26 protein-coding genes are annotated in these 22,841 nt (G+C 57.1%); 13 read left to right on the forward strand and 13 right to left on the reverse strand.

Annotated features, from left to right (window positions below; translation table 11 throughout):
• The first annotated feature begins 37 nt into the window (after positions 1–37).
• The 3 genes from lptF to ACK4FZ_RS02420 are packed head-to-tail and all read left to right on the forward strand — an operon-like array spanning position 38 to position 4,790.
• Positions 38–1,147 (forward strand): LPS export ABC transporter permease LptF, encoded by a 1,110-nt coding sequence (gene lptF, locus ACK4FZ_RS02410; RefSeq protein ID WP_409818132.1) that lies wholly within the window; start codon positions 38–40, stop codon positions 1,145–1,147.
• Positions 1,144–2,220, forward strand: a complete 1,077-nt coding sequence (gene lptG, locus ACK4FZ_RS02415) for an LPS export ABC transporter permease LptG (RefSeq protein WP_409818133.1) — start codon at positions 1,144–1,146, stop codon at positions 2,218–2,220. Before lptF ends, lptG begins: the two co-directional genes overlap by 4 nt.
• The gene (locus ACK4FZ_RS02420) at positions 2,217–4,790 is read left to right on the forward strand and encodes a [protein-PII] uridylyltransferase (RefSeq protein ID WP_409818134.1); all 2,574 of its coding nucleotides are present in this window, start codon (positions 2,217–2,219) and stop codon (positions 4,788–4,790) included. Before lptG ends, ACK4FZ_RS02420 begins: the two co-directional genes overlap by 4 nt.
• 63 nt (positions 4,791–4,853) lie before the next feature.
• On the opposite strand, the gene ACK4FZ_RS02425 is transcribed toward ACK4FZ_RS02420, so the two are convergent.
• Complete coding sequence (locus tag ACK4FZ_RS02425; protein ID WP_409818135.1) at positions 4,854–6,455, reverse strand: methyl-accepting chemotaxis protein; 1,602 nt, start codon at positions 6,453–6,455, stop codon at positions 4,854–4,856.
• A 142-nt stretch (positions 6,456–6,597) separates the two neighbouring features.
• On the opposite strand from ACK4FZ_RS02425, the gene ACK4FZ_RS02430 reads away from it, so the two are divergent.
• Positions 6,598–7,329 carry an EAL domain-containing protein gene (locus tag ACK4FZ_RS02430; protein ID WP_409818136.1) on the forward strand — a complete coding sequence of 244 codons (732 nt, stop codon included), beginning with the start codon at positions 6,598–6,600 and terminating at the stop codon, positions 7,327–7,329.
• Between the two features lie 98 nt (positions 7,330–7,427).
• Here the strand turns inward: ACK4FZ_RS02430 and ACK4FZ_RS02435 are convergent, their stop codons facing one another.
• Positions 7,428–8,378 carry a GMP reductase gene (locus ACK4FZ_RS02435; RefSeq protein ID WP_409818137.1) on the reverse strand — a complete coding sequence of 317 codons (951 nt, stop codon included), beginning with the start codon at positions 8,376–8,378 and terminating at the stop codon, positions 7,428–7,430.
• Positions 8,379–8,589: 211 nt separating this feature from the next.
• Positions 8,590–9,216 carry an AAA family ATPase gene (locus tag ACK4FZ_RS02440; RefSeq protein WP_409818138.1) on the reverse strand — a complete coding sequence of 209 codons (627 nt, stop codon included), beginning with the start codon at positions 9,214–9,216 and terminating at the stop codon, positions 8,590–8,592.
• An 88-nt stretch (positions 9,217–9,304) separates the two neighbouring features.
• On the opposite strand from ACK4FZ_RS02440, the gene ACK4FZ_RS02445 reads away from it, so the two are divergent.
• Positions 9,305–9,979: an HAD family hydrolase gene (locus ACK4FZ_RS02445; protein WP_409818139.1), complete on the forward strand. Its 675-nt coding sequence runs from the start codon at positions 9,305–9,307 to the stop codon at positions 9,977–9,979.
• Here the strand turns inward: ACK4FZ_RS02445 and ACK4FZ_RS02450 are convergent.
• Positions 9,963–10,898, reverse strand: a complete 936-nt coding sequence (locus ACK4FZ_RS02450; RefSeq protein ID WP_409818140.1) for an exopolyphosphatase — start codon at positions 10,896–10,898, stop codon at positions 9,963–9,965. The genes ACK4FZ_RS02445 and ACK4FZ_RS02450 overlap by 17 nt on opposite strands.
• A 298-nt stretch (positions 10,899–11,196) precedes the next feature.
• Here ACK4FZ_RS02450 and ACK4FZ_RS02455 point away from each other — a divergent pair, with 298 nt between their 5' ends.
• From ACK4FZ_RS02455 to ACK4FZ_RS02475, 5 genes are read left to right on the forward strand one after another with little or no spacing between them, the layout of a single operon-like run.
• Positions 11,197–11,730: a septation protein A gene (locus tag ACK4FZ_RS02455; protein ID WP_409818174.1), complete on the forward strand. Its 534-nt coding sequence runs from the start codon at positions 11,197–11,199 to the stop codon at positions 11,728–11,730.
• Positions 11,730–12,032, forward strand: a complete 303-nt coding sequence (locus tag ACK4FZ_RS02460; RefSeq protein ID WP_409818141.1) for a YciI family protein — start codon at positions 11,730–11,732, stop codon at positions 12,030–12,032. Before ACK4FZ_RS02455 ends, ACK4FZ_RS02460 begins: the two co-directional genes overlap by 1 nt.
• The gene (locus ACK4FZ_RS02465; RefSeq protein WP_409818142.1) at positions 12,029–12,289 is read left to right on the forward strand and encodes a BolA family protein; all 261 of its coding nucleotides are present in this window, start codon (positions 12,029–12,031) and stop codon (positions 12,287–12,289) included. The genes ACK4FZ_RS02460 and ACK4FZ_RS02465 overlap by 4 nt, the downstream gene beginning before the upstream one ends.
• Positions 12,290–12,293: 4 nt before the next feature.
• Entirely contained in the window at positions 12,294–13,085 is a 792-nt protein-coding gene (locus tag ACK4FZ_RS02470; protein ID WP_409818143.1) for a peptidyl-prolyl cis-trans isomerase, read from the forward strand.
• Positions 13,086–13,103: 18 nt separating this feature from the next.
• A complete protein-coding gene (locus ACK4FZ_RS02475; protein ID WP_409818144.1) occupies positions 13,104–13,886 on the forward strand; it encodes a peptidylprolyl isomerase in 783 nt (260 codons plus the stop codon).
• A gap of 187 nt (positions 13,887–14,073) precedes the next feature.
• On the opposite strand, the gene ACK4FZ_RS02480 is transcribed toward ACK4FZ_RS02475, so the two are convergent.
• Positions 14,074–14,859: an enoyl-CoA hydratase gene (locus tag ACK4FZ_RS02480; protein ID WP_409818145.1), complete on the reverse strand. Its 786-nt coding sequence runs from the start codon at positions 14,857–14,859 to the stop codon at positions 14,074–14,076.
• 298 nt (positions 14,860–15,157) lie between these two features.
• Between ACK4FZ_RS02480 and ACK4FZ_RS02485 the strand changes: the two genes are divergently transcribed.
• The gene (locus tag ACK4FZ_RS02485) at positions 15,158–15,838 is read left to right on the forward strand and encodes a sulfite exporter TauE/SafE family protein (RefSeq protein WP_409818146.1); all 681 of its coding nucleotides are present in this window, start codon (positions 15,158–15,160) and stop codon (positions 15,836–15,838) included.
• Here the strand turns inward: ACK4FZ_RS02485 and ACK4FZ_RS02490 are convergent.
• From ACK4FZ_RS02490 to ACK4FZ_RS02515, 6 genes are read right to left on the reverse strand one after another with little or no spacing between them, the layout of a single operon-like run.
• Positions 15,810–16,685: a metal ABC transporter solute-binding protein, Zn/Mn family gene (locus ACK4FZ_RS02490; protein ID WP_409818147.1), complete on the reverse strand. Its 876-nt coding sequence runs from the start codon at positions 16,683–16,685 to the stop codon at positions 15,810–15,812. The two genes, ACK4FZ_RS02485 and ACK4FZ_RS02490, sit on opposite strands and share 29 nt — an antisense overlap.
• Before the next feature lie 38 nt (positions 16,686–16,723).
• Positions 16,724–17,548, reverse strand: coding sequence for a metal ABC transporter permease (locus tag ACK4FZ_RS02495; protein ID WP_409818175.1), 825 nt, complete (start codon positions 17,546–17,548; stop codon positions 16,724–16,726).
• A 47-nt stretch (positions 17,549–17,595) separates the two neighbouring features.
• Positions 17,596–18,336 (reverse strand): metal ABC transporter ATP-binding protein, encoded by a 741-nt coding sequence (locus ACK4FZ_RS02500; RefSeq protein WP_409818148.1) that lies wholly within the window; start codon positions 18,334–18,336, stop codon positions 17,596–17,598.
• Positions 18,333–18,527, reverse strand: a complete 195-nt coding sequence (locus tag ACK4FZ_RS02505; protein WP_409818149.1) for a hypothetical protein — start codon at positions 18,525–18,527, stop codon at positions 18,333–18,335. The genes ACK4FZ_RS02500 and ACK4FZ_RS02505 overlap by 4 nt, the downstream gene beginning before the upstream one ends.
• A 14-nt stretch (positions 18,528–18,541) precedes the next feature.
• Entirely contained in the window at positions 18,542–19,477 is a 936-nt protein-coding gene (locus ACK4FZ_RS02510; RefSeq protein WP_409818150.1) for a CobW family GTP-binding protein, read from the reverse strand.
• Positions 19,465–19,899: a Fur family transcriptional regulator gene (locus ACK4FZ_RS02515; RefSeq protein WP_409818151.1), complete on the reverse strand. Its 435-nt coding sequence runs from the start codon at positions 19,897–19,899 to the stop codon at positions 19,465–19,467. The genes ACK4FZ_RS02510 and ACK4FZ_RS02515 overlap by 13 nt, the downstream gene beginning before the upstream one ends.
• Before the next feature lie 148 nt (positions 19,900–20,047).
• Between ACK4FZ_RS02515 and ACK4FZ_RS02520 the strand changes: the two genes are divergently transcribed.
• Positions 20,048–20,479, forward strand: coding sequence for a c-type cytochrome (locus ACK4FZ_RS02520; protein ID WP_409818152.1), 432 nt, complete (start codon positions 20,048–20,050; stop codon positions 20,477–20,479).
• Between the two features lie 70 nt (positions 20,480–20,549).
• On the opposite strand, the gene ACK4FZ_RS02525 is transcribed toward ACK4FZ_RS02520, so the two are convergent.
• Both ACK4FZ_RS02525 and ACK4FZ_RS02530 read right to left on the reverse strand, forming a co-directional pair.
• Positions 20,550–20,978: a c-type cytochrome gene (locus ACK4FZ_RS02525; protein WP_409818153.1), complete on the reverse strand. Its 429-nt coding sequence runs from the start codon at positions 20,976–20,978 to the stop codon at positions 20,550–20,552.
• Positions 20,979–21,022: 44 nt separating this feature from the next.
• Positions 21,023–21,508 carry an AtaL-like protein gene (locus tag ACK4FZ_RS02530; protein ID WP_409818154.1) on the reverse strand — a complete coding sequence of 162 codons (486 nt, stop codon included), beginning with the start codon at positions 21,506–21,508 and terminating at the stop codon, positions 21,023–21,025.
• A gap of 337 nt (positions 21,509–21,845) precedes the next feature.
• Between ACK4FZ_RS02530 and ACK4FZ_RS02535 the strand changes: the two genes are divergently transcribed.
• Positions 21,846–22,727 (forward strand): hypothetical protein, encoded by an 882-nt coding sequence (locus ACK4FZ_RS02535; protein ID WP_409818155.1) that lies wholly within the window; start codon positions 21,846–21,848, stop codon positions 22,725–22,727.
• Positions 22,728–22,841 lie beyond the last annotated feature (114 nt).

Below are 22,841 nucleotides of genomic sequence, written 5' to 3' on the forward strand. Positions count from 1 at the left end.
TATCCTTTTGACGAATTGTCAAAAACGGGCCTGTTTTATGCTTTTTCAGAAAAGCCTTACCCGCGAGCTGACTTATACCAGTATCGGGGTTTTTTTCATTTTGTTCGCCATTCTGCTGAGCACGCAGACCATCAATTTACTGGGCCGCGCCGCGCAAGGCCGCATTGCCAGTGATGCCGTTTTTGCCATGGTGGGTTTCTGGTCAATCGGTTTTTTTCCGGTTCTGATGATTCTCACCATCTTCGTCAGCGTCATTGTCACCCTGACCCGCATGTGGCGCGAGCACGAAATGGCTGTCTGGATGGCCAGTGGCAAATCGCTGGCTGACTGGTTATGGCCAGTACTGCGCTTTGCCCTGCCACTATCACTATTGATTGCTGTCGGTACGACTGTGGTCGAACCATGGGCCGTGCAGCGCAGCAAGGAGTACGCCGAAACACTGAAGCAGCGCGAAGAAATGACCGCGCTGGCACCAGGCGTATTCAAGGAATCGCGCAGTAGCGACCGCGTTTACTTCATCGAAAGCTACTCGGTTCTCAGCGGCGCCACCCGTAATGTGTTTGTGCAAACCACGCGCGCCGGCGAGGTATCGTCCATCTTTGCCAGAGAGGGGCAAGTGAGCACCGACAAGGATGGTAACCGGGTACTGATACTGAAGAACGGCCGCCGCTATACCGGCGAGCCCGGCTCCGGCGCCTTTGAAGTAGCCGAATTCGAGCGCTACACACTCAAAGTCACGGAGGTTGCCCGGCTGGTGCAGCCGGAAGTCAATAGCGAGACACGGTCAACCTTGGCGCTACTGGGCAGCAGCGACCCAGCAGACAAGGCCGAATTGGCGTGGCGGCTGTCGCTGCCGATATGCGCACTGGTACTGGCTTTGCTGGCGGTGCCGCTCAGCTACTTCAATCCCCGTGCCGGCCATGCATACAACCTGGTGTTTGCGCTGGGGGCCTACTTGCTGTACCAGAATCTGCTGTGGCTGCTGCGTGACGGCATTGCCAGCGGCAAACTGGGCAGTGCGCTGGCCATCGCACCGGCTCACCTGTTGATGCTGGGCTTGGCTGCTGCACTGCTTTTCTATCGCAACCGACCTGCTGAACCTTGGCTTATCCGTATGAAACGTTTGCTGCGGAGGAAAGCCGCATGAGCTTGCTGCGCCAGTACCTGCTGGGCCGCTTCACCAGCACTACCCTGTTCACCCTGGCTTGCCTGCTGGGCCTGTACGGTTTCTTTGATGCCGTTCGCGAGCTACCCAATATCGGCAAAGGCAACTTCGATTCCGGCACTTTGCTGATCTATACCTTGTTGCAAGCACCCGGCCACGCTTATGAATTAATGCCACTGGCGGTGTTGATTGGTGCCATGGTTGCCATGTCGCAGCTGTCCAGTACCTCGGAGTACACCGCTATTCGTACAGCTGGCGTCTCGCTGGGCCAGATTGCCCGCATCAAGCTGCTGTTCGGCATCATCACAGCCATTCTTGCCTTGCTGCTGGGCGAGTTTGGTGCACCGCTGGCAGAAAAAAATGCCGAAACAATAAAACTTCAGGCTACACATTCACTGGTAGCCCAAGAATTCCGCTCCGGGCTGTGGGTGAAGGACGACAATCACTTCATCAACGTTGGTGAAATGCTGCCCGACAACACACTGCTTGGGGTACGCATTTATACCTACGACCAAGACTACCGACTGGTGATGAGCCGGCACGCAGAACGTGCGCAGTATCAGCCGCAAAGCAAGAGCTGGCTGCTCAGCGGCGTCAGACAGTCTGAAATCCTGTCCGACCAGGTCAGGGTACAACGGCTGAACCAACAGGTCTGGCATTCGGTCATTCAGCCGGACATCCTGTCGGTACTGCTGGTGGTGCCCGAGCAGATGTCAGCGCTCGACCTGATGACTTATATCGAACACCTGCATAACAATAATCAGAAGACGCAACGCTACGAAATAGCCCTGTGGAGCAAACTGTTCTACCCGCTGGCGTGCATTTCGATGGTGATGGTAGCGCTCGCGTTTACGCCGGTTTCCGGCCGCCATAACGACCTGGGTATCAAGCTGTTTGCCGGCATCTGCCTGGGCATTGCGTTCCACTTCAGCAACCGCCTGTTTGGGCATTTAGGCTTGCTGTATAACTGGAACCCGATTATTTCGGCCACCCTGCCAACCATGCTGTTTCTGGTGGCAGGCTTGACTGCCATAGCCAGACAGGAAAGACGATGAGTAACCAGGATCAGGTTCAGCTTACCCGCCGCTGGCGGCAAACCCTGCAACAAGGCCGTGACGCTCTGGCACAGGAGTACCGCCAGAACCGTAACGCCCGCCAGTACCTGATCAAGCACGGCCATCTGGTGGACAGCACCATCCGCTCGGTGTGGGAAGTACTGGGTTTGGGCCAACGCGCCGCACTGCTGGCAGTCGGCGGCTATGGCCGCGGCCAACTTTTCCCTCATTCCGATATCGACTTGCTGCTATTGCTGCCAGAGGCCACCTCGCATCATTTGTCTGGCGCGGTAGAAAACTTTATCGGCGTCATGTGGGACATCGGGCTGGAGGTGGGCCATAGCGTACGCACCATCAAAGAGTGCATGAGCGAAGCCAGCCAGGACATCACGGTGGAAACCACCTTGCTGGAAAACCGCCTGCTTGCCGGCAATATCACGCTATACCACCAGCTGAACCAGTCAGTAGAAAAGCACCGCGACCCACTACGCTTTCTGGAAGGGAAACTGCTGGAGCAACAGCAACGCCACAACAAACATTTTGGCGTCACCAGCAACCTGGAACCCAACGTCAAGGAAAGCCCGGGCGGCCTGCGCGACTTGCACACCATCCTGTGGATCAGTAAGGCCATTGGCCTTGGCCAGAATTGGGATAGCCTGGCGGCCAACGAGATTCTGACCGCCTCCGAAGCGCGTCTGATCCACTACAGCGAGCGCCAGCTGGAGCAGATCCGCATTGACCTGCACCTGGCGGCCCGCCGCCGTGAAGACCGGCTGATTTTCGATCTTCAGCAACAGGTTGCTACCATGAGCGGCCTGGAAGACGACAAGGCCAAGCGCGCCAGCGAGCAGCTGATGCAGCGTTTTTACAAATCGGCCAAGAATGTCAGCCAGCTTAACGGCATCCTGCTCCCCAACCTGCGTGCCCGGCTGGTATGTGACGTACCGCGTATTACGCAACAGCTGGACGAACACTTCTATAGCGTCAACGGTCTGCTGGGCATCTACGACAGCCAGGTATTCGAGCGCGAACCTTCCACCATCCTGCGTGCTTTCCTGCATCTGCAACAGCACGAGCTGGGTGGCATGGCGCCGCGCACGCTGCGCGGTTTGTGGCACGCGCGCCGCCAGATCAACGACCGCTTCCGCCGCGACCCGGTTAACCGTGAGCTGTTCATCCAGCTGTTCCGCGCCGGCGGTGGCCTGACGCGCACCCTGCGCCGCATGAACCTGTACGGCGTACTGGGCAAGTACCTGCCGGCTTTCGGCCGCATCATGGGCCAGATGCAGCACGACCTGTTCCACGTCTACACCGTGGACGAGCATATCCTGATGGTAGTACGCAACCTGCGCCGTTTTGCCATCCCCGCCTTTAACCATGAGTACCCGCTGCTATCACGGCTGATACACGAGTTCGACCGCCCCGAGCTGCTATACGTGGCCGCCCTGCTGCATGACATTGCCAAGGGCCGCGGTGGCGACCACTCCGAACTGGGCATGGCGGACGCGGCACAATTCTGCGATAACCACGGCATTAATGACGAAGACCGCGAACTGGTGGTCTGGCTGGTACAACAGCACCTCACCATGTCCAGCGTGGCACAGAAGCAGGACATCTACGACCCGGACACCATCCAGTACTTTGCCGAGCTGGTCGGCACCCCCAGAAGGTTGGCCGCACTGTACATCCTGACGGTAGCCGACATCCGCGGCACCAGCCCCAAGGTATGGAATGCGTGGAAAGCCAAGCTGCTGGAAGACCTGTTCTACGCCACCCAGCGTGCACTGAAGCGCGGTGGCCACATTGATGTGAACTCCGAGCTAGAAGAACGCAAGCAGGCTGCGCTGCGCCTGATGCGGCTGCACATCATGCCGCAAGGTGCAGAACAAGCTTTCTGGCAAAAACTGGAAACCGTCTATTTTCTGCGCCATGAAGCCAAAGAAATCGCCTGGCACACGCGCATGCTGGCGCGCCTGGTCGACACCCAGGAACCGGTGGTCCGTGCCCGGCTATCGGAAGACAAAGAAGGCCTGCAGCTACTGGTCTATACGCCGGATCAGCCGGATTTGTTTGCCCGCCTGTGCGCATTCCTGGGTCGTCATAACTACAGCATTGCTGACGCCAAGATCTACACCACGCGCCATGGCTACGCACTGGATACCTTCCATGTATTCCTGCCAGAGCACCACGAGGGCAACTACCGCGACCTGATCAACTTCATCGAGTTCGAACTGGCCGCCACCCTGCAGCGGCAAGATCCGATCAGCCTGCCCGCCAAAGGCCGGCTTAATCGCCACCAGAAAAACTTCCCGGTAAAGCCACAGGTGCTGATCCGCCCCGACGACAAGGGCAAGCACTTTGTGCTGTCCATCGTGGCAGGCGACAACCCCGGTCTGCTGGCACGCATTGCCAAAGTACTGTCCGACTATCAGGTCAGCGTGGATTCCGCCAAGATCATGACGCTAGGCGGTCGGGTCGAGGACTCCTTCCTGCTATCATCGCCTCGGCTATCCGATGACAAGGCCTTGCTGGCACTGGAAGCCGATCTGATCGGGGCCTTGCACTTGTAAACAGCCACTGGCCGAAAAAACGGCGCCTATCGGCGCCGTTTTTGTTGAGCACTGCACGCTGGATCAGCCTTCCCGCCGGAAATCGCGGGTGAGCTTGTCCATGTCGCTGGCAGTGTCTTCCAGCTTTTGTGCGCTAGCGTGCACAAAACGCGCCGAATTGACGTTCTGTTCACCTAATGCGGCCAACTGCTCCACCGACGCCGCCACATGGTGTACCGACGCCGACTGGCTATTCATTTGCGACGACAAACCCAGCGCAAAGTCACGCGCTTCGTCTGCCACCCGCAGCAGGCTTTGCAAGTGGCTGGCGGACTGGCGGATCTCGTCACTGACGCGGCCAACCTCGGCTGCTGACAAATCCATCTTGCCCGCCACGCTATCCGTAATGCTGACAATATCCTGCACCAGTGCCGTGATGCGCTCGGTGGTTTGTGCAGTACGCTCAGCCAGCTTGCGCACCTCGTCGGCCACAACGGCAAAGCCTCGCCCGGTCTCGCCGGCTCGTGCCGATTCGATGGCCGCATTCAGCGCCAGCAGATTGGTCTGGTCGGCAATTTCGTGAATCAGGTCGGTCATGCCCTTGATCTGCGCAATCGCCGCCGACAACTCTCCGAGCTGGTTTTTCGAATCGCTAACAACTTGCACCGCCTGCCCTGCAGCCTGCTCCGCCAGCTTCATCACGCCTTCGCCATCTGTCGCAGCACGGCGGGTGGCCTCAGCGCCTTCCACACACTGATCGGTCATGGCCACAATGCGGCCAACCGTTTCGCTGATCGCCATCATCGAGCTGCTGATATGGTTCAGACCACTACCCTGCTCATGAGCACGGCCTACCAGCCCGGCCATCTCTTCACCCAAACGGGCAGCCTGCTGATGGGTATCTGCACTGGCAGCCAAGGTATCCGCCACCAACGCGCGCAATTGCAAGCGCAATGCCTCCAGGCTATCGGTCATGCGGCCGATCTGCCCCCCCAGCTCGGCACGCAGCGGCTGATCCAGCCGGCCTTCGCCCAGGGCACGCAGACCACGGTGAATGAGTGCCTGACCCTGCGCCTCGCTACGACGCCACCAGAAGGAAGTGAGCCCCAGGCCTGCCACGCCAAGCACGGCCAGCAACAAACGCCAGCCATCCTCCAGTCCAGGCACCGCGCCCCCAGCGAACAGCACGCCGACAAACACGCCAGTCAAGGCAAAACCAATACGGCCACTGTCTTTGCGTGCGGCATACGCCTGTAGCGTAGATGGCAGACGCGCCTGGCCGGCACGCACACGCTGGTACAAGGTCTCGGCAGCTGCCACGTCGGCACGCTGTGGCGCGCTTCGTACCGAGATATAACCTTGCAGCTGCCCTTGTACCCGGATCGGAGTCACATAAGCCTCCACCCAATAGAAGTCACCGTTCTTGGCGCGATTCTTGACCAGGCCACGCCAAGGTTTGCCAGCCTTGACGGTATCCCACAAATCGGCAAATGCCTGCGGCGGCATATCAGGATGGCGCACGATGTTATGGTTGGCGCCCAATAATTCGTGCTCCTCAAAGCCACTGATTTCAATGAAGGCGCGATTGGCATACGTAATCGCACCCTTCAGATCTGTCTTGGTGACAATCGGGCGCTGAGGGTCAAGAAACAGCTCATTCTGGGTGACCGGGTTGTTGATCTTCATGTCAGGCTCGCGTTGTGTCGTCGGCAGATTCTAGCATTCATAAGCAAACGCTAATGAAATAAGAGTTGATTATATTGATACTGACTTCCCAGGATCAAAGAAAAGCAGTACATTTCAAGAACAAGAATCACTATCAAATTAAATGAACCACCAAGCACACCCTATCAGCACCCATACCCTGCTGGACATCCTCGAACAGCAGCGCATTGGCGCAGAATACCAACCCATCAAGCATGTCCATACGCTACAAACGGTTGGACATGAGGCCTTGGCCAGGTTTTACGATGACAAGCAACAAGCAGTCGCCCCGCAAGACGTATTCGCAGCGCTGCACGCCTCCCCCATCACGCTGGTTCAAGCCGAGCAGCTTAGCAAACGCTGGCAGATTGCCAACGCACCGGCTGATGGCCTGCTGTTCTTGAACCTGGACCCGGACGTGATCGACAACGAAGCCTCGCCGGAGCAACACCCGGTACTACGCTTGCTGGATCAGCCTAATAGAATGGTGGTCGAGATTATCGAGAATGCAAGCATTCAGGAAGCCAGACGCAGCCTGTGGCTGGCGTCTTGCCTTGCCGGCATGGGCATCAAGACGGCGCTTGACGATATCGGTGGTAACGGCACCATGCTGTCGTTGCCAATTCTGTGCAGCGTGGACATCTTCAAGTTTGACCGTGCTTGGCTTCGCGCCATGCACCAACCGGCACAAAAGCGCATGTTGTGCATGCTGCTCGATTATGCTCGCCAAGAAAAGCGCACAACAATACTGGAAGGTATTGAAACTGCCGCAGATCTGGCACTGGCACGAGAATTAGGTGTCGACTGGGTACAAGGTTATTATTTCAAGAGCGAATTCATTCACACCCGAGCCTGATTTTCGCCGCAACAGCCCAATAAGAAAAGCCCACCACCTTGAAGGCAGTGGGCTTTTGCATGGCGTGCAGCCAAGCCACAAGTTGGCCGCACAGCGGCTTAACGTGCGACGACAATCATTTCCACATCACGCAAGGCAGCAATATCCTTGCCACCGGCGTAACTGATGGAGGACTGCAAATCTTCTTTCAGCTCCAGCAGCACTCGGCCCATACTGCCTTTGTATTCAACCAGAATCTTTTTACCTTCCACGTTCTTGTATTCGCCCTTGTTGAATTGCGAGGCACTACCGAAATATTTCTTGAAATGCTTGCCGTTGATTTCAACAATTTCACCAGCAGACTCGTCATAGCCGGCAAACAGCGAGCCAGCCATCACCATGCTGGCACCGCAGGCGAGTGCCTTGGCCACGTCACCGTGCTCGACAATGCCACCGTCAGCGATCACCGGCACCTTCACCACAGCGGCGCAATCACGCACCGTGGACACCATGGGGCGGTGGAAGCCGGTCTTGTTCTTGGTAATGCAGACACGGCCACCGGCAATGCCGGCCTTGATGGCGTCGCAGCCCCAGGCTTCCAGATCGCGCGCCGCTTCAGCGGTGGCAATATTGCCGCCGATCAGGAAGCTATCCGGAAACTCGGCCTTGACGTGCTTGATCATGCGCTCAGCTTTCACACACCAAGCGTTAGCAATATCTAGCGTGATGTACTCTGGCGTCAGGCCGGCAGCCTTCAGTGCGGCCAACTGTTGCAGCGTATCGTCATTGACACCAATGCTGATCGATGCAAACAAACCTTTTTGCTGCATGTCTGCTACAAAAGCTACCGTGTCGACATTAAAACGGTGCATGGTGTAAAACCAGCCACGGCGCGCAAAATACTCGCAGGTTTCAGCATCCACCACGCTTTTCATATTGGACGCGTACAGCGGCATGTCGAAACGACGCGGGCCAAACTGCACCGAGGTATCGCATTCTTTACGGCTATCGACAATGGTCTTTTTAGGCACCAGATAAACGTCGCCATAATTCAATTCGGTTTTGTGCATGATGCGCTCCATTAATGGGGTTGGCATGCCGCCGTTCCGGATAGCGACATAAAACTGGGGGCCCCAAAAATAAAAGCGGAAGCCACTGGCTTCCGCTTGCATTTATCCCTGCGCTTGCTTTCGACATCAAGTCGACGAAAGGCGCGCACAAACGATTCAAATGTACAGCACCGATTTATTACTGTCAACCATTATCGCACAATCTACCAGCTTAATTATCCAGCCACGCCAGAATGCTTTGCCACGCATCACGCTCACGCTGGGTACGCGATGCGGGCAGATCGAACAGGGTCATGCCCTGCGCCGCAGCTTGTACATACAACTGACTGCTGCGCACGTGACCGATCACCGGCACATCCAAGCCGTCCAGAAACTGCTGCAGATCACGCGCCGACTTGGTACGCGGGTCGATGCGCATGCCAACGACACCGACAAAAGCCTTCTGCTTGCGCACAGCCTTCTCTTGCAGCAACACCTCGAAAAAGTCACGACTGGCCCAGATATCGAATGGTGATGGCTGTATTGGTACGATCACGCGATCTACCTGCGCCACCAAACTGGCTAGCTTCTTGCCGCGCAAGCCAGCTGGGCTATCCAGCACGATGACCTGAGTGCCCTTTGGCGGGCGTGCGGGTTCGCCGGCAACCACTTTCCAGCCCGATATCGGCGGCAGCGACTGATCGCGACACGCCAGCCAAGACAGGGATGACTGCTGCCGATCCACATCGCCCAGCATGATGCGGGTGCCTTGCGCAGCATAGAAACCAGCCAGATTGGTGGAAAAAGTCGACTTGCCGCTCCCCCCTTTAGGATTGGCAACCAATATCGAATACGCCATACAAGCTCTCCGCTCTTCTTGTTGATTCGCGATACACAAGGTAACACGCCTGCAGTATGCTGAACGCCCTCCAACAAAGGATGATGCCATGCACAATCAGGCGTTTGCTGCACTGCTGTTCGATATGGACGGCCTGATGATCGATACCGAAGCACTGTCGGCACAAGCCTGGCGGCAGGCAGGGGAAAAGTTGGGCATCACGCTGCCAGAAACCGTATTGGCAGGCATGGTAGGCCTTGCCAGCGACCGCTGCGCCGACTACCTGCAACAAGTACTCCCCGCCCTCGATACCCGCGATCTGCTGCAGGCGGCACGTCAACTTTATCACCGCGCCTTGTACGAAGCGCCCATCCCGCTCAAACCCGGCATCGAGTCACTACTGCAATGGTGCGAGGCCCGGCAGGTACCGCGTGCCGTGGCTACGGCCACCCAGCGCCAGCTGGCCGATATCAAGCTATCACGCAGCGGGCTGGCGCCCTATTTCCGTCACAGCGTGTGCGGGGACGAAGTCGCACACAGCAAACCAGCGCCAGATGTCTACCTGAAAGCAGCAGCGTTGCTAGAAGTGCCACCAACAGCGTGTATTGTGCTGGAGGATTCGCCTTACGGCGCACAAGCCGCGCTGGCAGCCGGCATGAGGGTGATCATCGTGCCGGACATGGCACCAGCACCCCCGCAGATAGCAAAACAGGCCCTGGCGGTATGCCAGGACCTGTTGGCCGCTCAAGCATTACTGGCGGACTTGCTCAACCATCCGCATTGATGCGCTTGATCAGCGCGTCCAGTACCGCCATGGCCTGCTCGTTTTCCACCTGGCAGGTACCGGCAGCCTCGTGACCGCCCCCGCCGTACTCCAGCATCAGCGCACCGACATTGGTCTTGCTACTGCGGTCGATAATGGACTTACCCGTGGCAAACACCGTGTTCTGGCGGTTCAGACCCCACAGCACGTGGATAGAGATATTGGTCTGCGGGTACATGGCATAGATGGCAAAGCGGTTGATCGGGTGGATAAGGTCTTCTTCGCGCAAGTCCAGCACGACCAGATTGCCGTGCACGGTGGCGCAGCGTTCGATCTGTTCGCGGGCTTTGGCCTCGTGCTCGAAGTACAGATCTACACGCTCTTTTACATCTGGCAAAGCCAGAATCTCATCAATGCTGTGATGACGGCAGTACTTGATCAGATCCATCATCAGGGTGTAATTGCTGATGCGGAATTCACGGAAGCGGCCCAGACCGGTACGGGCATCCATCAGGTAATTGAGCAATACCCAGCCACGCGGATTCAGGATTTCATCCTGGGTAAACTGCGCGGCATCTGCCTTGTCCACCGCAGCCATCATGTCCTCGGCCACATCGGGAAACCGCGCTTTGCCACCGTAATAGTTGTACACCACACGTGCCGCAGAAGGCGCGTCGGGGTCAATCACATGGTTACTGCGCCCGCCTTCGTTGCGCAGTGTTTCGGAAAAATGGTGATCAAATGCCAAATGCGCACCAGGCACATAAGGCAGATTGGTCGTGATGTCACGATCACTGATATCAACCTTGCCATCTTGCATGTCCTTGGGGTGGACAAACTTGATCTCGTCTATCAGATCCAGCTCGTTCAACAAGACAGCACAAACCAAACCATCAAAATCGCTTCGTGTAACCAGGCGGTACTTTTCGTGGGCCATCATTCAGTCTCCGGCGCGATGACATTCATAGAACACAATACGTCATGATAACGCGCAGCCATCGCTTTGCACCCGGTTTTGGCCCCCGGAATCACTTTGGTAGCCTAGCCAGTGAAAAATTGTGTTGGCATTCAGAGGCTTCAATGTGGATACCCGGGGCAAGATACGCGCAAAGTGTGACCTAAATGCCGCACATAGTCCTTGCCGCTGCTGCAGCCACCAGGTGCATGCTGATTTGAACAAAGCCGGACCGGCGCTGTCACACTTGTTTTGCATGCCCCCTGCCCCCATAATTCTGCACATGAAATTCTTATCCGACCTGTTCCCGGTCCTGCTGTTTTTTGCCTGCTACTGGCTTACCAAGGACATGTTTCTTGCTACCGGCATTGCCATTGCGGCCACTATCGCCATGGTATTGCTCACCTGGCTTCGCTACCGCAAAGTAGAAACCATGCAATGGGTAAGCTTGGGTCTGATCGTCGTCATGGGTGGTGCCACCCTGCTATTGCACGACAAGCACTTCATCATGTGGAAACCCACCGTATTGTACTGGCTGATGGGCGGCGGTCTGCTTGCCGGTCAGTTCAGCGGCAGGTTTGGCATGAAAACTCTGATGGGTAGCCAGCTGTCGCTACCCGAAGCGGTATGGGCACGACTGAATTACGCCTGGGCAGCTTTTTTTGCCGCCTTGGGCGCCATCAACCTGTTTGTTGCCTACCGTTTTAGCGAGGCAATATGGGTCAACTTCAAGCTGTTCGGCGGTTTCGGCCTGATGATTGCTTTTGTAGTGGCCCAAAGTATCTATCTGTCAAAGTATATCGAGGAGACCCATTGATGCTGTACGCCATCACCGGCCAAGATGTAGCCGGGTCGCTGGACAAGCGCCTGGCCGCCCGCCCGGCTCACCTTGAGCGGCTGCAAGCCCTGCAAGCCGAAGGCCGGCTGGTACTGGCCGGCCCCTTCCCCGCCATAGACAGCATCGACCCTGGATCGGCTGGCTTCAGCGGTAGCCTTATCGTGGCCGAGTTTGCAAGCTTGGAACAGGCGCAGACTTGGGCGGATGCCGACCCCTACGTCGCTGCAGGCGTCTACGCCAGCGTCGCCGTTAAGCCCTTCCGCAAAGTGCTACCAGCATGAGTTTGAGCGACAGCATCCGCCAGCGGCTGTCGGTGCTTGCCCCCAGCCACCTGGACATTCATGACGATAGCGCCGCCCATGCCGGGCATGCCGGTGCCCGTGATGGCAGTCATTTTGATGTCGTTATCGTTTCGACCGCCTTTGCCGGCAAAACCCGCATACAGCGACAACGCATGGTTTACGAAGCACTGGGCGACCTGATGCAGCAAGGCATCCATGCCCTTGCCATGCGCACCTTTACACCGGACGAATTCTAAACTCATGAACACACTTCACAAAACGTTGGCCGCAGCCCTGCTGCTGGCGGCAACCCATGGCGCCATGGCCGCACCCATCGCTACTGTTAATGGCACTGCTATTGATCAGAGCGTACTCGACCAAGCGGTAAGCCAAATTTTGTCCGCCAACGGTGGCCGCGTGCAAGACACCCCGGCTCTGCGCGAAGACGTGCGCCAGCGCCTGATCAACCGCGAACTGGTGTTGCAAGCCGCACAGAAAGCTGGCCTGGACAAGGCTGCCAACTTCACCCAACGCCTGGAAGAGGCGCGCAAAGAGCTGCTGCAACAAGCATTCTTTGAGGCTGCCGCCAAAAATCGCCCGGTGAGCGACGCTGATATCAAGGCAGAATACGACCGCTACAGTGCACAGTTCAAAGGCGTCAACGAGGTATCCGTCCGTCAAATCGTACTGCCCAGCGAAGATGCTGCCAACAAAGCCATCGCCGCGCTGAAGAAGGGTGCCAAGTTTGACCAGATGGCCAAGACCCAATCACTGGATAACGCCAGCAAAGCACGTGGCGGCGACATGGGCTGGGGTAACTTGGCGGCCATGGAGCCACCATTAGCCGAAGCGCTGAAAGCCATTCCGAAAGGACAGATCAGCGCCAAGCCGCTGCAATCGCAGCTGGGCTGGCACATTTTCAAAGTTGAAGACATCCGTGCTGCCCAACCGGCACCGCTAGAAGCGGTCAAGGCGCGCATTGCGCAGGAACTTCAGGAAAAGGCTATCCGTGACGCAGTACTCGACCTGCGCCAGAAGGCCACCATCCAGTAACCCGACCGGAACATTCTGATGAAAATTCGCTTCAAGCAAACCCTGATCGCCGCTGCCCTGCTGACCGTGGGTACTGTCGCTGTTGCCACACCCTCCGTTAACGGCGTTGCCATTAGCCAGCAGCGCATCGATGCCATCGTGCGCATGATGGAAGCCCAAGGCCAGCCAGCCAACCCGCAAATGAAAGAGATGATCACCGACCAGCTGATCACTGCTGAAATCCTGCGCCAGGAAGCTGTCAAGAAAGGCATGGACAAGTCTGCTGACTTCCAGGCCGAAATGGAAAACGCCCAGGCGATGGCACTAGCCAACCGCTATATCAAGGAATACGTTCGCACCAACCCGATTACCGACGCCCAGATCAAGGCCGAGTACGAGAAGGTAAAAGCCGAATTCCCGGAAAAGAAAAGCTACAAGGCACGTCACATTCTGGTGAAAACCGAAGCCGAAGCACAGGCGCTGCTGGCTTCGCTGAAAAAAGGCAAGCCATTCGAGCAGCTGGCCAAGGAAAAGTCTAACGATCCGGGTAGCAAAGCCAATGGTGGTGACCTGGGCTGGAACGAGCCGGCTACTTTCGTGGCACCGTTCTCCGAAGCCATGGTGAAGCTGGCCAAAGGCCAGGTTACCGCCAAACCGGTCAAAACCCAGTTCGGGTTCCACATCATCAAGCTGGACGACGTAAAAGTGGAAGCCGCGCCGCCGGTTGATGCCCTGCGCCCGCAGCTGGAACAGCGCATCCAGTCCGAACGCATCGAGACACTGATCAAAGACCTGAAAGCCAAAGCCAAGGTACAGCCGTAAGGCACAGGCAGATGCCAGCTGACTGCAGCTGGCATCTGCGTTTCAGGCTGCGGCCCAAGCGCTTGCCAAAGTACCAACATACCGCGCCGCTGCACCTGAAATACCTGAACCGGCAGCCTTGCTGTCTACAAAGCAAAGCCCGCTTGCCAAGCAAGCGGGCTTTTAACTTTAGCGACAACACCAAGACCTAGTCGTCGTTATCGTCCTGCCAAGCAGGCTTGCGCTGGGCCAGTAACGCAGCCACGCCCTCGCGCTGCTCATCACCTTCCATCAGCTCCAGAAAAGCTGCCCGTTCCAGCAGTAGCTGGCGATCCAGGGTGGTTTGCTGACTGACTTCAATCAGACGCCGAGCCGCCAACACCGCACTACGCGACTGGTTGGCAACCTTGCCCGCCAGACTGATGGCAACAATCTTGGCAAAGCCGCTATCAACTACTTGCTCGGCCAAGCCGATGCGTAGCGCGGTATCTGCGTCCACCAGCTCTCCACCCAGTATGATGCGCTTGGCCCACGGCACGCCGACGCGGTCGGTTAAGGCTTTGGTACCACCCGCTGCAGGCGTCAGCCCGGCGACAGCCTCCGGCATGCCGAGCTTGGCACCTCGCTCGATGACAATGTAGTCACAAGCCAAGGCACATTCCAAGCCGCTCCCCAGTGCCAGGCCATTAAGCGCAGCCACGGTAACGCCTCGAAACTGGCGTATGCTGTTATAGGCAAGCGCCATCGCGTCGACGATGCGTGCCGCCTGCTCACGGCTGGCCTTGGCCAGCAGATTCATGTCGATACCGGCAGAAAAGTACTGGTCGCCGGCACCGGTCAGCACCACACTGCGCACGGCGCTGTCGGCATCCAGGGTTTCCATGGCCGCGCTCAGTGCCTTCAACGACTCCAGCGTCCAAGCATTGGACGAAGGATTATTGATGGTAACAATGGCACACTGTCCCAGCCGTTCTACGATAATGTACTTGCTCATTTATTACCTCCCCACCCTCGTCACACGGCTTTTTGACTTATTGACCGTGCTTGTACGTCTCCACATCGACAACATCCCCAATCACGGAAAGGGGTTCATTTTGTGACTAAATGTCGAGATTTTCTAGTACTAAAGATGGACTATCACCATGATTTTGCAAGTATTTCAATACAGATAATCATAATGTCATTGCTAGTCATTTATAATAGTCAATTAGAGTATTAACCGCAAAAATGGAAGGTTCTGGTTAATAAGACTGCTACAATCCCTGTTACGTTTTAGAACTGTTTTTAACGATATGCTGGAAATCAGCCTGATATCCCTGTTTCTTACCGGCCTGCTGGGCGGCGTACATTGCCTTGGCATGTGTGGTGGCATCGTCACGGCCATATCGCTCACCGGCAACGGCAGCCGCCCTTTGCTGCTGGTGGGTTACAACCTGGGACGCCTCGCCAGCTATGTGCTGATCGGCGCTTTACTGGGCGGGCTTAGCCACTGGGGCCTCGCACAAACCAGCTATCTGCCACTGCAGCAAAGCCTGTTTGTGCTGGCCAATATGCTGCTGATCCTGCTGGGGCTGTACCTGGCCGGGCTATCGAATATGGTTGGCCGCATCGAGAAACTGGGCGTGCCGCTATGGCAGCGACTGCAACCACTGACGCGGCGCTTTCTACCAGTACGCCATCCGCTGCACAGCATAGCGGTGGGCGCGGTGTGGGGCTGGGTACCCTGCGGCCTGGTGTATACCGCCAGCCTGTCGGCACTGGCGTCGCAGTCGGCAGCTGATGGCGCCTTGGTGATGCTGAGTTTTGGCCTGGGCACCCTACCCAACCTGCTGTTGATGGGCAGTTTTGCCAGCCATTTGCAACGCCTGAAACAACAACGGCCAGTGCGGCTGCTTGCCGGACTGGCCGTATGCGGCATCGGTGGCTGGCACCTGCTGAGCCTGTTTAGTTCATGGATGCCAGCAGCGCGTTAACATTGCTGCGGAATAACTGCAGATAGCTGTTGGCCGCAGGGTCGGCGGACAGCGCATCGGAATACAACTTGCCCCCCACTTTCACCCCGGCCTCACGGCTAAGCTGATCCAGCAGACGACGATCGGCCATGTTCTCGAAGAACACGGCGGTCACCTTCTCTTTTTTAACCTGGCGGATCAGCGCTGCCACGCCCTTGGCTGACGCCTCGGCGTCGGTGCTTACACCTTGCGGTGCCATGAAGCGCACTTTATAGCGAGCACCCAGATAGGCAAAGGCATCATGCGAGGTCAGCACTTTGCGACGTTCTGCAGGCACCGCTGCCAGGCTCTTGGCCGCCCAACTATCCAGCTCGCCAAGTTTTACTTTGTAAGCCTGGGCACGCTGGCGATAATACGTTGCGCCCTCCGGGTCGGCCTTGGTAAAGCCCTCAGCCATGGCATCAGCGTACAAGGCCACGTTCTGCGGGTTATGCCAGGCATGCGGGTCCACCTTGCCGTGATCGTGCCCATGCCCATGATCATGGCCTTTGCGACCGTGTTCGTCGTGCTCAGGCATGGCCAGCGGCTTGACTTTGGCAGCGGCGGTCACCGTCATCCCTTTGAAGCCGGCAGACTTGCTCAAACGCGTCATCCAGCCCTCAAAACCCAGGCCATTCACAACAAATACCTTGGCTGCGGCCAACTTCTTGACATCGGCCGGTGCCGGCTGGAAAACGTGGGCATCCTGATCAGGCGCCACGAGCGACACGACGTCGACGCGGTCGCCACCCACTTCGCGCGCCACATCGGCCACGATACTGAAACTGGCAACTACGGGTAATTTGGCCTGCGCTAACAGGGGCGACATCAATAGTGCCGCAGCAAGCAATCTACGCATAACGATTCCTAGTTGGTGAAATGACGCGCTCGCACCAGGCGCGGCAACAGGCCACCCTGCGGTGCCAGCAATAGCGAAAACAGATAGGCCAGACCCGCCAGCAGGATAATGGCTGGGCCGGAAGGCAGCTCGTAGTGATAGGACAGCAGCAAGCCACCAATGCCGGACAAGGCAGCGATAGCAAACGCCACCAGCAACATCCCACCCACCGACACCGCCCACAAGCGGGACGCGATGGCCGGCAGCATCATCAACCCTACCGACATCAACGTCCCCAGCGCCTGGAAGCCTGCCACCAGGTTCAGCACCACCAGCAACAGAAACAGCAGGTGCCACACGCCGCCACGAGCACCAATGGCACGCATGAACACCGGATCCAGACTCTCCAGCAACAGCGGTCGGTATACCAGCGCCATGGTCAGCAACGTGACGGTGGCGACGGCGGCCACCAGCAAAAGCGCCGCGTCATCCACCGCCAGCACCGAGCCGAACAACAGATGCATCAGATCGACATTACTGCCGCTCTTGGAAACCAACAGCACCCCCAACGACAGTGACAGCAGATAAAAGGCCGCAAAGCTGGCATCTTCTTTTACCGCTGTATAACGCGTGGCCAGACCCGCCATGATGGCCACCAGCACCCCGGCTGCAAAGCCGCCCAAGCTCATGGCAGGCAAGCTAAGACCGGCCAGCAAGTACCCCACCGCCGCGCCGGGCAACACGGCATGACTCATGGCGTCTCCCATCAGGCTCATGCGGCGCATGACTAGAAACAGCCCCACCGGAGCGCTGCCCAACGCCAGCGCCAGGCAGCCGGCCAGCGCGCGGCGCATGAAGGCAAAATCGGCAAATGGCGCCAGCAGCAAATCGTAAAGTGTACTCACGCCGGCCTCCCATCCACATCACACAGCGGGGCTTTGGCTAACCAATGCGCAGCGGTTTCACTGGCTTTGCGCAAACGTGACTCGGTAAGCACCTCGGCGGTATCGCCCCAGGCAATCACTTCACGCGCCATCAGCAAGGTTTGCGGAAAATGGCTGTGCACTTGAGCCTGATCATGCAGTACCGCCACCACGGTGCGACCCTCGTGGCACCACCGATCTACCAGCTGCAGCAAGTCTTGCGTGGTACGCGCATCCACCGCATTGAACGGCTCGTCCAGCAAGATCAGCTGGGCATCCTGTACCAGGATGCGGGCAAACAATACGCGCTGAAATTGACCGCTGGATAGGGCCGATACAGGACGGGTGGCAAAGTCTTCCAGCCCTACCGCCACCAGCGCGTTCCAGCTGGCTTCGTCCTGCTTGCGGCCAACACTGCCGAATAGGCCGCTATGGCGCCAATGGCCACTACTGACCAGATCAATCACCGACACCGGCAATGAGCGGTCAATTTCGGATTGCTGCGGCAGGTAGGCCAGCCCGCGCCGACTGATGCCGTGCAGCTGTACATGACCGCTATCGGGCTTGAGGGCCCCCATGATGGTCTTGAGCAAGGTGCTTTTACCAGCACCATTTGGCCCAAAGATGGCGGTGGCAGTGCCGGCGATGAAACGACCGCTGACATGGTGTACTGCCGGATGACGCTGGTAAGACACTGTGAGGTTATGCAGCGTAATCATGCGCCGCCTCCCAGCGCCCAGGCGACCAACAGCCACAGCAGGGCCAGCGGCAGCAGCGCCAGCAGCAAGCGCTGCCAAGCAGGCATGGCCAGCAAGCGCCAGCGCGGCAGGTGGCTGTCTTCGCCAGCTCCGTGTGGATGGGGGTGCGAATGCGCATGGTGCTTATGCGCAGCGTGATGATGTTCGGACATGCAGTAATTCAAACTCAGGATTCGGCGGCAATGCAGGCGTGCAGCGCCGCTTCAATGGCGGAAATGTCGATCTGCTCGGCAATCAGTTCAAAACGGTTATCACGACGCCAGGCAACCTGATTGGCCGCCCAGCGCCCTTCGGTCCAGTTCAGCCACAGCCAAGTGTCCAGCACGCGAAAAATGCCTTTGGCTCGTACCAGACCCGGCACCATGCCCGGAAGGGTGTCAAAAAAGGCAGTTAGCGCCTCACCGGAAAACGCGGTATCCGCCGGCAAGGTCCAGCCGTGCGACTGCCAACCCGGCTTGTCGTCGCTGCGTACAGCCGGGCGGTAACGCGGCTTGGCCGCCACTTCGGTGTCCAGCCACGCAGGGTTGGCCGCACCGTCACGGATATCTGCCACCAACGACTTGGGCGGGAAAAGGGCGGCCGCCTTGTCTCGGTACTGGGCCAGAGTTGCCTCATCACACAGGTCGCCTTTGGTAGCCAGCAGCACGTCGGCCACCATCACCTGATCGCGGTACAGCGGCTGACGGAAGTAATCGTTATTGACGAACTGACGCGGGTCGACCAACGTCATTACCGCCCCCACTTCCAGCGCCTTGCCTAGCGGGTCAGCGCGTAACTCGTCGATCAAGCCGGCGGCATGTGCCAGGCCGCTGGCTTCGATGATCAGCCGGTCCGGGCGCTCACGCCGAACCAGGTTGGCCACCGTCACCGTCATCTGCGGCCCGGCCACGCAGCACAGGCAACCGCCTGCAATCTCGGCCACCGGCAGCTCGCCGTTGTCCAGCACCGCACCGTCGATACCGATCTCGCCAAACTCGTTGACGATAATGGCCCACTTCTCACCCTGCGGGCGGTGGGCAATCATGTGGCGTAGCGCCGTGGTTTTCCCCACGCCCAGAAAGCCGGTAATGACATTGACCAACGTTTTTTTCATGCTGCGCACCCCTGACAATGGCCAGTCAACATCAGGTTTTGCGCACTGATGGCAAAACCAGCCTGCCCGGCTTGCTGACGCAACACATCAAGCGTCGGGGTGGCATCGAGCTCTTCTACCTTGCCGCACTGTGCACACACCAGGATCAGGCCGGCGTGACTGCAGCCAACATGGTGGCAAACAATGTAACCGTTTAGCGCATCCACCTTGTGCAACAAGCCTGCGGCCACCAGAAAATCCAGCGCGCGATAAACGGTCGGAGGCGCCGCTATGCCCCGCATGCGCTGCAGATCGGCCAGTACCTGGTAGGCTTTTACCACCCCCTGATAGCCCAGCACCAACTCCAGCACTTGCCGGCGCAGAGCTGTCAGCTTGACGCCCTGCTGCTGGCAATGGCGGTCTGCCGCCTCGATAAAGCCGGCATGATCCATGCGGCACCCTCCAAACGTTAAGAATTCTCAAATGTTACTTTATAACAAAAGCAACCACAAGCGTTAACACCTTGGCAAGCAAACACGCTGACATACTGTGCTATGCTGCAAACGTTCAATATGTGTCTTCATGAAGCGAGGTGAAACGATGAAAAAACTGATGCTTGCCCTGCTATCCTGTGCCCTGATGGCGCCCGCCATGGCAGCAGACCCGGTAACAGCCCGCAAGGATGTCTTCGAGCAATACAAGAAAACTGTCGGACCAATGTCCAAGGTTATCAAGGGCGAAACCCCATTCAACAAAGACGAGTTTGCCAAGATGGCTGCTCATCTGGACGAACTGGCACAACAACCGTGGCAGTACTTTACGCCAGGTAGCGACAAGGGCAAGACTGATGCCAAGCCGGAAATCTGGAGCAAGCCAGCCGAGTTCAAAGCTGCCATTGATGGCCACAAGGCCGAAGTAGCCAAATTGAAGCAGGCTGCGGCTAACGCCAAGAGTCTGGACGACGTCAAGCCCCAGTTCGGCGCCGTCATGAAAACCTGCAAAACCTGTCACGACAGCTTCCGCAAAGACTGAGCCCTAGCATTGCCAGCAAAAACAAAGACCCGGCCAATCAGCCGGGTCTTCTTGCATCGGCAGTCAGGCTTTACTTTTTGGGCCCACGAAACGCATCGTGACAGCTCTTGCAGCTTTGCGAAATCGCGTTGTACTTGTTCTTCACCGTAGCCAGATCGTCGCTACGCGCACCAGCCTGCAACGCATCAACCGCTTGCAGGAAACGGACCTCCTCTTGCTTCCACTTGGCCGCCTGCGTCCAGATTTCCGGCTTGGCACGGCTTACTTCGTCAATGGTTCCGGGCGCAAAAAGCTTGAACGGCTCACGTGCAACCAGCTTCAAAGCATCGGCGTGCTTGATAAACTGGTCTTTACGAAACGGGCCATCACGCAACATGACACCAATAGGCTCATAGCTGAGCAATACCTTCTTGAAACTGCGCTGGCGATCTTCACCCGCACCGGCCAAAGCCTGCGTACAAGCCAGCCCCAACATCACAGCTGCAAACCACTTATTCATCTTCGCTCGCGTCCATTCATCAAATGCAAGAAAAACAGTTCGGGTCAATCAGACCCCAGCACACCTTCATGTGCCAGCGCCAGTATACGTTCAGCCGTGAGTAAGTCCGCCTGCTTGTAGGCCGACTTCAAATAGGGAACGTAGTAGGCAGGGTCGTTGGTGTCGTTTGTGACAACGTCTTCCGGCAAATCGTTCTCGTACACAAAGCGGATGAACAGACTACCCGGCTGCGGCTCTTCGATAAACATCCCTAATTTGCTGGGGGGGTACTGGTTGCTGGGCTCGGTCTGGTAGATCACGCTTTTTTCAGGCACAAAACCTACATGCTCGCGTACCACCAGCTCACCGAAGCGAACTTCCCTGCGCAAGCTGCCATTTTCGTACGACAACACTCTTGCTTCAGTGATGTTCTCGTCAAAGCGACAAGGATCTTCTGCCCGCAACACCAGGCCCTGCCAAAGCTGGCGCCGCGTGATGGCTGGCGCAGGTGACAGTTCGTCAAACATCTTGATCAAGTGCTCGAATTTCATCCCGATCCGCTCCAAAACAGCCGAAAGTACTGGATTGTACTGCGGGTTGCCAAAAAGCAACAAAAATCCGCAAAAAAAAGTGCCCTGTCTCTTGCCTAAAAACACTCCAACTTAAAAGCATTAGTAAATGTTTTTAAACCAATAGGTTTAATATCAATTCCATTTGACATTAAAAATCACCATTTGAATTCCAATGGCATTTTGAAGGGTTGTGAAAAGATCTGAATGTGAGAAAATATAAATTGAGCCGCGCACTTTCGCCCCGATCACAGAACGCAGGCCGAACAAACGTACAAGCATTACTTACCGCTCCCTTGCTATAAGGTCCTGTTGAAGAATGAATTTAACAAACAAAACAGATTATCTTCAGCGCCAGCCTGTCCAAGACTTCATCGGACAGCTGACCAGCTGGATGGACGGTGAAAGTTTCGGCGATCACACCTTCAAAGTGCGCGACAAGATCCTACCGGCCAACTACAACCGGGATTTTTCTGCCAGCACTCTGGAACAGGCTTTCGCCCGCTTTTACTGGAATGGCAACTACTTCGATGAGAATCAGGTTCAGCTGAGTGACATGCGCAAACGCCTGCGCGAAGCACTAACCACCAACAATGCCCCGGCTCTGGTAAGCGTCATTGACGACATCCTGCTGTGGGGATCTGGCGGCAAAGTCATCAAGCTGTACACACTCAACCGCGACTGGGCGCGCTACAACCAAACCCATCTGGTAAACAAGGTCAAACAGGCGCTCGATATCCTGCAATCAGAAGAGCCGGATGTGGCACGCTTTGATGGCGAGTTACGCATGAACGCCGGCTTTACCAAAGTGTATGCCCTCGCAGGGGACAAGATCATGATCTACGACGGTCGCACCGGCGCTGCCATGGGCTATCTGGTGAGACAGTTCTGCGAAAGCCGCCGCATCCTGCTGCCTGAGGAGCTTTGCTTCCCGTGGGCGCCTGGTGCTTCCACCATGAACCGCAACCCTAGCACCGAACTGCTGCACTTCAAGCAGCTTGCCAACCGCAGCCGTTTCCATGCCGAGTGGAAAATCCGTGCCAGCTGGATCGTCAATGAAGCACTGTCACGCGCAAGTGCACCTTGGTGCCAAGAGCCCGACTCGCTGCGTAAGTTCGAGTCTTCCCTGTTCATGCTTGGGTACGAGATTCCAACCCCAACACCTAAAAAGACCGTACCGCGAATAACAGTTACCGTTTGAGCATGACACTCGCTTTCACCCCGCCAAGGCGGGGTTTTTTTATGGTTCCCCACAAAGCACCGTGTAACGACACAACCCTTTCTGCAGAGGTCAGACTCTTCACCAAGGCAGTGT

The sequence above is a fragment of the Vogesella sp. genome (assembly GCF_046297735.1).
GTDB classification, from domain to species: Bacteria; Pseudomonadota; Gammaproteobacteria; order Burkholderiales; family Chromobacteriaceae; genus Vogesella; species Vogesella urethralis.

Coding starts and splice junctions, on each gene's coding strand:
- ACK4FZ_RS02515 (WP_409818151.1), bottom strand. CDS start 19,899: ATGGATCATGCCGGCTTTATCGAGGCGGCAGACCGCCATTGCCAGCAG.
- ACK4FZ_RS02425 (WP_409818135.1), bottom strand. CDS start 6,455: ATGAAGATCAACAACCCGGTCACCCAGAATGAGCTGTTTCTTGACCCT.
- lptF (WP_409818132.1), top strand. CDS start 38: ATGCTTTTTCAGAAAAGCCTTACCCGCGAGCTGACTTATACCAGTATC.
- ACK4FZ_RS02470 (WP_409818143.1), top strand. CDS start 12,294: ATGAACACACTTCACAAAACGTTGGCCGCAGCCCTGCTGCTGGCGGCA.
- ACK4FZ_RS02480 (WP_409818145.1), bottom strand. CDS start 14,859: ATGAGCAAGTACATTATCGTAGAACGGCTGGGACAGTGTGCCATTGTT.
- ACK4FZ_RS02505 (WP_409818149.1), bottom strand. CDS start 18,527: ATGTCCGAACATCATCACGCTGCGCATAAGCACCATGCGCATTCGCAC.
- ACK4FZ_RS02430 (WP_409818136.1), top strand. CDS start 6,598: ATGAACCACCAAGCACACCCTATCAGCACCCATACCCTGCTGGACATC.
- ACK4FZ_RS02465 (WP_409818142.1), top strand. CDS start 12,029: ATGAGTTTGAGCGACAGCATCCGCCAGCGGCTGTCGGTGCTTGCCCCC.
- ACK4FZ_RS02495 (WP_409818175.1), bottom strand. CDS start 17,548: ATGCGCCGCGCGCTGGCCGGCTGCCTGGCGCTGGCGTTGGGCAGCGCT.
- lptG (WP_409818133.1), top strand. CDS start 1,144: ATGAGCTTGCTGCGCCAGTACCTGCTGGGCCGCTTCACCAGCACTACC.
- ACK4FZ_RS02420 (WP_409818134.1), top strand. CDS start 2,217: ATGAGTAACCAGGATCAGGTTCAGCTTACCCGCCGCTGGCGGCAAACC.
- ACK4FZ_RS02485 (WP_409818146.1), top strand. CDS start 15,158: ATGCTGGAAATCAGCCTGATATCCCTGTTTCTTACCGGCCTGCTGGGC.
- ACK4FZ_RS02520 (WP_409818152.1), top strand. CDS start 20,048: ATGAAAAAACTGATGCTTGCCCTGCTATCCTGTGCCCTGATGGCGCCC.
- ACK4FZ_RS02460 (WP_409818141.1), top strand. CDS start 11,730: ATGCTGTACGCCATCACCGGCCAAGATGTAGCCGGGTCGCTGGACAAG.
- ACK4FZ_RS02490 (WP_409818147.1), bottom strand. CDS start 16,685: ATGTCGCCCCTGTTAGCGCAGGCCAAATTACCCGTAGTTGCCAGTTTC.
- ACK4FZ_RS02435 (WP_409818137.1), bottom strand. CDS start 8,378: ATGCACAAAACCGAATTGAATTATGGCGACGTTTATCTGGTGCCTAAA.
- ACK4FZ_RS02475 (WP_409818144.1), top strand. CDS start 13,104: ATGAAAATTCGCTTCAAGCAAACCCTGATCGCCGCTGCCCTGCTGACC.
- ACK4FZ_RS02500 (WP_409818148.1), bottom strand. CDS start 18,336: ATGATTACGCTGCATAACCTCACAGTGTCTTACCAGCGTCATCCGGCA.
- ACK4FZ_RS02445 (WP_409818139.1), top strand. CDS start 9,305: ATGCACAATCAGGCGTTTGCTGCACTGCTGTTCGATATGGACGGCCTG.
- ACK4FZ_RS02440 (WP_409818138.1), bottom strand. CDS start 9,216: ATGGCGTATTCGATATTGGTTGCCAATCCTAAAGGGGGGAGCGGCAAG.
- ACK4FZ_RS02535 (WP_409818155.1), top strand. CDS start 21,846: ATGAATTTAACAAACAAAACAGATTATCTTCAGCGCCAGCCTGTCCAA.
- ACK4FZ_RS02450 (WP_409818140.1), bottom strand. CDS start 10,898: ATGATGGCCCACGAAAAGTACCGCCTGGTTACACGAAGCGATTTTGAT.
- ACK4FZ_RS02530 (WP_409818154.1), bottom strand. CDS start 21,508: ATGAAATTCGAGCACTTGATCAAGATGTTTGACGAACTGTCACCTGCG.
- ACK4FZ_RS02455 (WP_409818174.1), top strand. CDS start 11,197: ATGAAATTCTTATCCGACCTGTTCCCGGTCCTGCTGTTTTTTGCCTGC.
- ACK4FZ_RS02525 (WP_409818153.1), bottom strand. CDS start 20,978: ATGAATAAGTGGTTTGCAGCTGTGATGTTGGGGCTGGCTTGTACGCAG.